This window comes from uncultured Ramlibacter sp. (assembly GCF_936925435.1).
Lineage (GTDB): Bacteria > Pseudomonadota > Gammaproteobacteria > Burkholderiales > Burkholderiaceae_C > Ramlibacter.
Map to the genome: position 1 here is coordinate 51,710 of NZ_CAKZHQ010000049.1, position 8,735 is coordinate 60,444.

At 68.4% G+C, this 8,735-nt stretch carries 10 protein-coding genes; 8 read left to right on the plus strand and 2 right to left on the minus strand.

The window, feature by feature from the left end; all coding sequences use genetic code 11:
• The first annotated feature begins 192 nt into the window (after positions 1-192).
• Both Q0632_RS19725 and Q0632_RS19730 read left to right on the plus strand, forming a co-directional pair.
• On the plus strand, positions 193-378 hold the full coding sequence (locus Q0632_RS19725; protein WP_298933409.1) for a DUF1328 family protein: 186 nt from the start codon (positions 193-195) through the stop codon (positions 376-378).
• Between the two features lie 14 nt (positions 379-392).
• Complete coding sequence (locus tag Q0632_RS19730) at positions 393-1,244, plus strand: transglutaminase family protein (RefSeq protein ID WP_367181230.1); 852 nt, start codon at positions 393-395, stop codon at positions 1,242-1,244.
• Here Q0632_RS19730 and Q0632_RS19735 read toward each other — a convergent pair.
• A complete protein-coding gene (locus tag Q0632_RS19735; protein WP_298933411.1) occupies positions 1,241-1,996 on the minus strand; it encodes a class II aldolase/adducin family protein in 756 nt (251 codons plus the stop codon). The two genes, Q0632_RS19730 and Q0632_RS19735, sit on opposite strands and share 4 nt — an antisense overlap.
• A gap of 108 nt (positions 1,997-2,104) precedes the next feature.
• Between Q0632_RS19735 and Q0632_RS19740 the strand changes: the two genes are divergently transcribed.
• Positions 2,105-2,809 (plus strand): Crp/Fnr family transcriptional regulator, encoded by a 705-nt coding sequence (locus Q0632_RS19740; RefSeq protein ID WP_298933413.1) that lies wholly within the window; start codon positions 2,105-2,107, stop codon positions 2,807-2,809.
• Here Q0632_RS19740 and Q0632_RS19745 read toward each other — a convergent pair.
• A complete protein-coding gene (locus Q0632_RS19745; RefSeq protein WP_298933415.1) occupies positions 2,749-3,756 on the minus strand; it encodes a helix-turn-helix domain-containing protein in 1,008 nt (335 codons plus the stop codon). The two genes, Q0632_RS19740 and Q0632_RS19745, sit on opposite strands and share 61 nt — an antisense overlap.
• A gap of 171 nt (positions 3,757-3,927) precedes the next feature.
• Between Q0632_RS19745 and Q0632_RS19750 the strand changes: the two genes are divergently transcribed.
• The 5 genes from Q0632_RS19750 (at position 3,928) to Q0632_RS19770 (ending at position 8,714) form a co-directional block, all read left to right on the plus strand.
• Positions 3,928-5,127, plus strand: a complete 1,200-nt coding sequence (locus tag Q0632_RS19750; RefSeq protein WP_298933417.1) for an amino acid ABC transporter substrate-binding protein — start codon at positions 3,928-3,930, stop codon at positions 5,125-5,127.
• Positions 5,128-5,223: 96 nt separating this feature from the next.
• Positions 5,224-6,099: a branched-chain amino acid ABC transporter permease gene (locus Q0632_RS19755; protein WP_298933419.1), complete on the plus strand. Its 876-nt coding sequence runs from the start codon at positions 5,224-5,226 to the stop codon at positions 6,097-6,099.
• The gene (locus tag Q0632_RS19760) at positions 6,096-7,124 is read left to right on the plus strand and encodes a branched-chain amino acid ABC transporter permease (protein ID WP_298933421.1); all 1,029 of its coding nucleotides are present in this window, start codon (positions 6,096-6,098) and stop codon (positions 7,122-7,124) included. Before Q0632_RS19755 ends, Q0632_RS19760 begins: the two co-directional genes overlap by 4 nt.
• Positions 7,117-7,908 carry an ABC transporter ATP-binding protein gene (locus Q0632_RS19765; RefSeq protein ID WP_298933423.1) on the plus strand — a complete coding sequence of 264 codons (792 nt, stop codon included), beginning with the start codon at positions 7,117-7,119 and terminating at the stop codon, positions 7,906-7,908. The genes Q0632_RS19760 and Q0632_RS19765 overlap by 8 nt, the downstream gene beginning before the upstream one ends.
• On the plus strand, positions 7,905-8,714 hold the full coding sequence (locus Q0632_RS19770) for an ABC transporter ATP-binding protein (protein ID WP_298933424.1): 810 nt from the start codon (positions 7,905-7,907) through the stop codon (positions 8,712-8,714). Before Q0632_RS19765 ends, Q0632_RS19770 begins: the two co-directional genes overlap by 4 nt.
• The last annotated feature ends 21 nt before the right edge of the window (positions 8,715-8,735 follow it).

The window sequence follows — 8,735 nt, forward strand, 5'->3', positions numbered from 1 at the left end:
TGGTGTTCCTTGGGTCGGTGGTTGTCTGGCGCCGATGCTAGCGGCTGGGAGCTTTCCTCGCCAGACGCGGGACAGGCCGCCGTCCTACAGCGCGCAGCGCCGCGCGCTGATCGCCGCGCCGGACCGCCGCCCCTAGCATCGGTGCACCCAGGCTGATGAGCCTGCCCAACCCCGATCTTCAAGGAGAAAGCCATGCTGAAGTACGCGATTGTTTTTGCCGTCATTTCCCTGATTGCCGGCGCCCTGGGCTTTGGCGGCGTCGCTGCCGGCGCCGCCGGCATCGCCAAACTGCTGTTCGGCCTGTTCCTGGTGCTGGCCCTGATCTTCCTGGTGCTGGCGGTGCTGGGCGTGGGTGCGGCCCGCAAGGCCAAGCGCTGAAGGAGACCCTGGCCATGGCCGTGCATCTGTCGACCGTCGAGACCGTCCTGGAGTACCAGGTGCGCGAGCCGACCCACTTCTGTTTCAACCTGGAGGCGGCGCACTGGCCGACGCAAAGCATCCTGAGCGAGCGCCTGGCCGTGTCGTCGAACGTGGCGGTGCACAGCTTCACCGATCCCGGTAGCGGCAACCGCTTCTTCCGCTTCGACGCCCAGCCGGGGCCGCTGCTGGTGGGCTACAAGGCGCAGGTGGAGGTGTACTCGCAGCAGATCGACGAGCACCTGCCCGAGGCGCCTGTGGGCCAGGTGCCCGACGACATCTTTCATTACCTGATGCCCTCGCGCTACTGCGAGTCAGACGTGCTGGGCAGCGCGGCCCAGCAGCTGTTCGGCAACGAGCCGCCGGGGTTGAGCAGGGTGCGCACCATCGTTGAATGGATCCACGAGTCCATCTCCTACCGGCCGGGCAGCAGCAACTCGACCACCACGGCGCAGGAGGTCTTCGTGCAGCGCGCCGGCGTCTGCCGCGACTTCGCCCATCTGGGCATCGCCCTGTGCCGGGCCCTGAACATCCCGGCCCGGCTGGTGGTGGGCTATGTGTGGTTCGATGAGCCGCCGCAGGACTTTCACGCCATCTTCGAGGCCTGGATCGGCGACCGCTGGGTGCTGGTCGATCCCACGGGCATGGCACCGGTGGACCGTCTGGTGCGCATCGGCACAGGGCGCGACGCCAAGGACGTTGCTTTCAGCACCTTCTTCGGCGCGGTGGAGATGACGCGCAAGGAAATCACCGTGGCCGAGGCCGACCCGCGCGGCCGCGTGCCCAGCGGCAAGCCCTCGGTGCAGCTGGCCGCCGAAGGCATCTAGTCCTTGTAGCCGGGACTCTCGCGATCGAGCTTGCGCAACAGGGCGGGCCAGGCGATGTTGGCACCCTGGCCGGCGGTGACGGTCTTCATCACCTGGCCCATGCCCTCGAGGATGCGCGGGTCCACCGTGATCAGCTCGCCGCCGGCTTGGGCGTCGATCTGGATGCGGCAGGTGTTCTCGAAGGTGTACATGGACAGGAAGGCGTCGGCGATGGTCGGCCCCACGGTGAGCAGGCCGTGGTTGCGCAGCACCAGGTAGTTTTTGTGGCCCAAATCGGCCTGCAGGCGCGGGCGCTCGTCGTCGCGCAGGGCCACGCCCTCGTAGCCGTGGTAGGCCAGGGACGCCAGGACGAAGGTGCTTTGCTGGCTGATGGGCAGCACGCCGCACTTTTGCGCGCTGACGGCGACGCCGGCGCGGCTGTGCGTGTGCAGCACGCAGCCGGCGTTCTCGCGCGCCTCATGGATGCAGCTGTGGATGACGAAGCCGGCCGGATTCACCGGGAAGGGCGAGGCTATGAGCTTGTTGCAGTGCAGGTCGACCTTGACCAGCGACGAGGCGGTGATCTCGTCGAACATCAGGCCGTAGGGATTGATCAGGAAGTGGTGCTCGGGCCCGGGGATGCGCGCGCTGATGTGGGTGAAGACCAGGTCGCTCCAGCCGTACAAGGCCACCAGGCGGTAGGCCGCGGCCAGGTCCACGCGCAGCTTCCATTCGGCTTCGCTGACGACTTCCTTCAAAGATGCGATGTTCATTTCGTCTCCTTCGTTGTGGCGCCATCTTGGGCGCGGGCTTGACGGCCAACTGTCAAGAAATTAACAATGAAGGGAAGTCCCTGCCCTGCTGCTGTCACCCAGGCGTCCATGAAATCCACCGCCCCGCTGCTGGCCACTTTGTCAGCCAATCCCTGGTTCGGCGCCCTGCCTCTGCGCGAGCGCCGCGCCTTGCTGACGGCCGCCGAGCCCCTGCGCCTGCGCGCAGGCGAGATGCTGTTCCGCCAGGGCGACAAGGTGCCGGCCGGGCAGGGCGCGTTCTATGGGCTGGTCAGCGGCAGCTTCAAGATCTCCAGCCTGCGCGAGGACGGCAAGGAGGCCATCCTGGCGGTGCTGGAGGCGGGCAACTGGTTCGGTGAGATCTCGCTGCTGGACCAGCAGCCGCGCACCCATGACGCCACGGCCCTGGGCGAGGCGCTGGTGCTGGCCCTGCCGCGGGCCGCTTTCGATGCGGCGATGCAGCGCCACGCCTTCTCGCAGGCGATCTGCCGCATGCTGGCGGCGCGCACCCGCTCGCTCTACGGCATGGTGGAGGACGCAACACTGCGCTCGACCCGCGCGCGCGTGGCGCGCCGCCTGCTGCTGCTGGCACGCGGCGATGCCACCCAGGCCAGCGACGCGCGGCCGGTGCTGCCGGTGTCGCAGGAGGCGCTGGCCATGATGCTGGGCATCACGCGCCAGACACTGAGCAAGGAGTTGAAGGCCCTGGTGCAGGGCGGGGCGATCAGCCTGGGTTACGGCCGCATCGCCATCGAGTCGCCGGCGGTGCTGGAAGGCTGGGGCTCGGCGGCCTGAGCGGGCCGAACCCGGAACTCACTGGGGCTCATGCCCATGTGGTCGCGAAAGACCCGGCTGAAGTGCGAGAGGTTGGAGAAACCGCAGGACAGGGCGATCTCGGTGATGGGCCGGCCCGCCAGCGGGCCGCCGCGCAGCTCGCGCACGCAGGCTTCCAGGCGCTGGCGCTGGATGTAGCCGGCCAGGCTGTCGGTGTCGCCGGCGAAAGCGTTGTACAGGTGGCGGCGGCTGCAGTTGAGGGCCCGGGCGATGCCGTCCACCGACAGCTGGGGGTCGCGCAGATGCCTCGCCACATGGCCCTTGATGCGGTCCTTCAAGGCGGCGCGCTGCGTGACCGCCGTCTCCTGGCCGCCCAGCTCCAGCAGCGACAGGCGCACCAGCTGCATGATCAGCTCTCCGGCGCCGCGCGCCGCGTCCTCGCTCATGTAGGGCAGCTCCTGGTAGGTGCTGCGCATGGTCTCGAGCGCCACCCGCGAGATGCCGCTGGCGCCGCCGACGTGGCGCGCCATCAGGGCGTTCAGGCGCACGCCGCGCTCGGCCATCTGGTCCTTGGGCAGCATCACGATCAGGTGCTCGGTGCGCTCGGGGTTGTCGATGGCGTAGCTGCCGGTGGTGTCGTAGATGACCCAGCCGCCGTTGCGTGCGCAGGCCTCGCGGCCCTCTTGCTGCACGGCGGCGCTGCCCTGCCAGGGCGCGACGATCTTCAGGTAGGCGGTGTCGCTGCTGCGTGCCAGCTGCGGGCTGCGCAGCACGCGGTGGCGGTTGGCCTCGAGCTTGGTGAGGATGACGTCGCCGGCGCGCGAGGAGGCCATGTGGCCGTCGAATTCGGTGTCGCCGTAGAGGTCGGAATCCAGGCCGCCGAAATGCTGGAACACCCACTCGCGCCAGGCCGGGGCGCGGTCGCGCGGCGTGACGTCGTCGGTGGACAGGTGGGTGGGGGTGGCCATGGCCCTATGTTCGCTGCTTTTGCGCCCCGCCGCCACCAGGACCTGGGGAAAACCCCAGATGCCGTGCACGGGCAGGCAAGCGCTTAGTGCGCCTGCAGCACAGCGCGGGGAGGCCGGGTTTCCTAGGATCGAGGCTTCCTGCCCATCCGGGCCCACTACGAGGAGACACACATGGTTCAAGCAAGCCGTCGCAAGTTGATCAAGGGCGCCGCCGCCGCGGTCGGCACGCTGGCCGTGGCACCACAGTTGCTGGCGCAGGCCGGCCCCGTGCGGGTGGGTTACGCGATGTCGCGCACCGGTCCCTGGACTGGCGGCGCCCAGGTCAGCCAGGAGCCCAACTACCTGCTGTGGGCCGAGCAGCAGAACGCCGCGGGCGGCATCAGCGTCAAGGGTGTCAAGCGCCAGATTGAGCTGATCAGCTCGGACGACCGCAGCGACACCGAAACCGTGGTGCGCACCTACGAAAAGCTGATGGGCAGCGACAAGGTCGACCTGGTGCTGCCGCCCTGGGGCAGCAACGCCAACTTCGCGGTCGCGCCCCTGGCCAATCGCTTCGGCTATCCCTTCCTGGCGCCCACGGCTTTGTCGCGCCGCCTGGTCGAAATGAAGCTGCCGTACTTCTTCCTGCTGCTGCAGCAACCCGCGCCCATGACCAATGCCCTGGTCGACATGCTCAAGGCCAACGGCTGCAAGACCCTGGCCTGCATCTACGTGGACGACCTGTTCGGCCTGGAGAACTACTCGGCCCTCAAGGTGGCGTTGCAGGGCAGCGGCATCCAGCTGGTGGAAGACAAGAGCTACCCGGCCGGCGTGAAAGACTTGTCGCCGGTGCTGCGCTCCATCAAGGACAAGAACCCCGACGCCTTCGTCGGCTTCACCTACCCGCCCGACACCATCCTGGCCAGCAAGCAGGCCAAGGAAGTGGGTCTGAACCCGAAGTTCTTCTACGCCTCGGTGGGCACGGCCTTCCAGCTGTACAAGAACGTGATGACGCCGGCCGGCGCCGAGGGCGTGCTGGGCATGGGCTCTTGGAACGGCAAGACCAGCCCCGGCGCCAAGGCCTACTTCGACGCCCACACCAAGAAGTTCGGCGGCAAGGAGCCGGACCGCTGGGCCTCGGGCGCCTGCTGGGCCGGCCTGGAAATCCTCACCGCCGCCGTCAACAAGCAGGGCCTGGACCGCAAGGCCATCCGCGAGTACGTGGCCACCACCACGCACAAGACCATCCTGGGCGACATCAAGTTCACGGGCAGCGAAAACACCGCCACGCCCGGCACGGTGAGCCAGTGGCAGAACGGCGAGTTCGAGGTGGTCTGGCCGCCCAAGGTCGCCACCGCCAAGCTCAATCCCGCGAAAGCTGCCTGGAAATAAGGCTTCCCCCCGAAGCGCCTACGGCGCCTCCCCCTCAGGGGGCGACACCAGCGGACCGGCAAAGCCGGTTCCGCGGTGTCCCTGGAACCCATACGCATGTCCATCTCCGCCTGGCTTGAACTCCTCGCTTCCGGTCTCATCACCGGCGGCATCTATGCCCTGGTCGCCCTGGGGCTGAACCTCCAGTACGGCCTGATGCGCATCCTGAACATCGCCCATGGCGAGTTCCTGATGCTGGGCGCCTACCTGACCTGGATGGCGCAGTCCACGCTGGGCATCTCGCCGCTGCTGATGGTGCCGGTGTCCTTTCTGATGCTGATGGCGCTGGGCCTGGTGATCCACCGCCTGTGCTTTGCCCGGCTGACGGCCACCTCGCCCAACCTGGACATCTTCGAGGCGCGCGGCCTGATGGTGGCCTTCGGCCTGATGTTCCTGGTGCAGAACTTCGCCTCCTGGATGTGGGGCGGCGAGCTGCGCGGCTACGACTACTTCGCCGAGCCGGTCAAGTTCGGCCAGGCCCAGTTCGCCGGCAACAAGCTGCTGGTCTTCGGCCTGGCCCTGGTGTTCTGCGGCGCGCTCATCGTGCTGCTGCGCATGACGCTGCTGGGCAAGGGCGTGCGCGCGCTGATGCAGTCGCCCGTGGGCGCCCAACTGGTGGGCATCGACACCAAGCGTCTGCACCCGCTGATGTTCGGCATCGGCCTGGGCCTGTCGGGCGTGGCCGGCTGCCTGCTGTCCATGGCCTACACCATCGCACCCTCGATGGGCGAGCCCTACACCGTGACGGCGCTGATCGTCATCACCCTGGGTGGCTTCGGCAGCATGTCGGGCGCCTTGGCCGGCGGCCTGTTGCTGGGCGTGATCGAGGCCCTGGGCATGCACTTCACCAATCCTTCGCTCAAGGCGCTGCTCTCGTATGTGGTGTTCATCGCGGTCCTGCTGCTGCGGCCCAAGGGCCTGTTCTCCAAATGACTGATCGACACCTTCTGACGCGCGATCTGCTCGTGCTGTTCGGCCTGACCGGCTGGGCTCTGTGCCTGCCGTACTTCGGCAGCGAATTCGTGGTCTCGCTGGGCCTGACCTGCCTGATGTACGTGGCCCTGTCCTCCAGCTGGGGGCTGTTTTGCGGCAGCACGCGCTACCTCTCGCTGGCGACCTCGGCCTTCTTCGGCATCGGCGCCTACACCAGCGCCATCGCCCTGGAGCAAATGAGCTGGATCGCCTCCATCGCCCTGGGCGCGGGCCTGGCGACGGTGGTGGCGGTGGTGATGGGCGCGGCCGTGCTGCACCTGCGCGGCACCTACTTTGCCGTGCTGACCTTCGGCATGACCGAGCTGATCCGCCACGCCGTGACCTACTGGGAAAAGCAGGTGACGGGCACGGTGGGCCGGGTGCTCAGCGTGGTGCCCGAGCGCGACACCATCTACCTGACGGTGCTGGCGCTGGCCGTGGGCACGGTGGCCCTGTCCATCGCCGTGCGGCGCACCCGCTTCGGCCTGGCCTTGATGGGCATAGGCGCGGACGAGCAGCGCGCCCAGACCCTGGGCGTGGACACGCGCCTGGTCAAGATCATCGGCTTTGCGATGACGGCGGCCGTGGCCGGCGCGGTGGGCGCGGCCATGTCGGTGCGCTGGACCTACATCGACCCGCACACCGTCTTCAATCCCTTCATCGGCTTCCAGACCGTGCTGATCGCGCTGATCGGCGGCGCCATGACGCTGTGGGGCCCGCTGATCGCCGCCGTGGTGTTCAGCCTGCTGGCCGAGACCCTGCGCCTGCAGGCGCCGCAGATTTACATGATGACGCTGGGCCTGCTGTTGATCCTGTCGGTGCTCTACCTGCCGGGCGGCCTGGCCTCGCTGCGCTGGGAGACCTTGAGCGGCTGGTGGCAAGGCACGAAGGCCCAGTGGAAGGAGCGCCGCTACGAATGGAGCGGCGACAAGGCCAGGGACAAGGAGCGCGCGAAGCGCCGCGCGCGGGAGCAGCGCCTTGTCTGAGCTAATCATCAACGCTCCCTTGCTCGAAGCCCGTGAAGTCACGGTGCGCTTCGGCGGCCTGGTGGCCGTCGACGCGGTGAGCGCGAACTTTCGGGCCGGCGAGCTGGTGGGCATCATCGGCCCCAACGGCGCCGGCAAGACCACCTTCTTCAATGCGCTGACCGGTGTCATTGCGCCGACCTCGGGCCGCCTGGTGGCCGGCGGCAAGGACCTGACCGGCCATGGCCCGCACCGCTATGCGGCCCATGGCCTGGCGCGCACCTTCCAGACCCCGCGCGTGTTCCCCGACATGACGGTGCAGGCCAACATCGAGTTCGGCCTGAAGTTCGCCGGCCGGCGCGCGCGCAAGTATTGGCTGTGGGGCGAGGAAGCGGCCGTGCCCTGGGCCCTGCGCGATGCGTCCAGCGTGCTGGCTGTGATCGGCCTGCAGGCGCAAGCCGGCCTGCCTGCCGCGGCGATCACGCCTTCGCAGCAACGCCTGCTGGAGATCGGCATGGCGCTGGCGACGCGGCCGCGCATGCTGCTGCTCGATGAAGTGGCGGCCGGCCTGACCGAGGCCGAGGTCGAAGAGATGGCGCGCCTGATCCGGCGCCTGCGCGACGAGCTGGACCTGACCGTGGTGTGGATCGAGCACGCGGTGACCACGCTGCTGCGCCATGTGGAGCGCGTGATCGTGTTGCACCAGGGCCGCAAGATCGCCGACGGCACGCCGGCCGAGGTGGTGCGCAATGCCGAGGTGATCGAGGCCTATCTGGGCGATGAAATGGTGGAGGCCTCGGCATGATGTGGCACCAACCCGGTTTTGTGCTGGGCGGCTCGGGCCGCGCCCAGCTGAAGATCAACGGCCTGTCCTCGGGCTACGGCCCGGTGCAGGTGCTGCGCAATCTCTCGCTGGAGATCAAGCCCGGCCTGACGGTCATTCTTGGCCCCAACGGCGCCGGCAAGACCACCTTGCTGCGCGCGCTCAACGGCCTGTTGCCGCGCGGCGGCGAGGTGCTGCTCGATGGCCAGGAGCTGCCCGAGAAGACCAACGAGATCGTCCAGGCCGGCATGGTGCTGGTGCCCGAGGGCCGGCAGCTGTTTGCGCAGATGACGGTGGCCGAGAACCTGGAGTTAGGCGGCTGGCTGGTGCCCAAGGCGGAACGCGCGCGCCGCCTCGACCAGGCCTTCAAGGATTTCCCCAAGCTGCGCGAGCGCGCCGGCCAGCTGGCCGGCACCATGAGCGGCGGCGAGCAGCAAATGGTGGCTGTGGCCCGCGCCATGATGAGTGCGCCGCGCCTGCTCATGCTCGACGAGCCCTCGCTGGGTCTGGCGCCGCGCATGGTCGACGAGCTGCTGGCGATCGCCCGGCGCATCGCCGATGCCGGTACCACTGTGCTGATGGTCGAACAGAACGTCCGCAAGGCGCTGGCCGTGGCCGACCGCGGCTATGTGCTGGAGCGCGGCACCCTGGTGGCCAGCGGTCCCGCCGCGCTGCTGGCCCGCTCGGCCGCCGTGCGTGAAGCCTACCTGGGCGCGCCCTCGGGCGACACCGCCCAGTCCACCGCCAGACAAACCACCGTTCGGACCGAACCCGAGCGAGCCCTGTAGTCCCGCTAGAAGGAGAACACC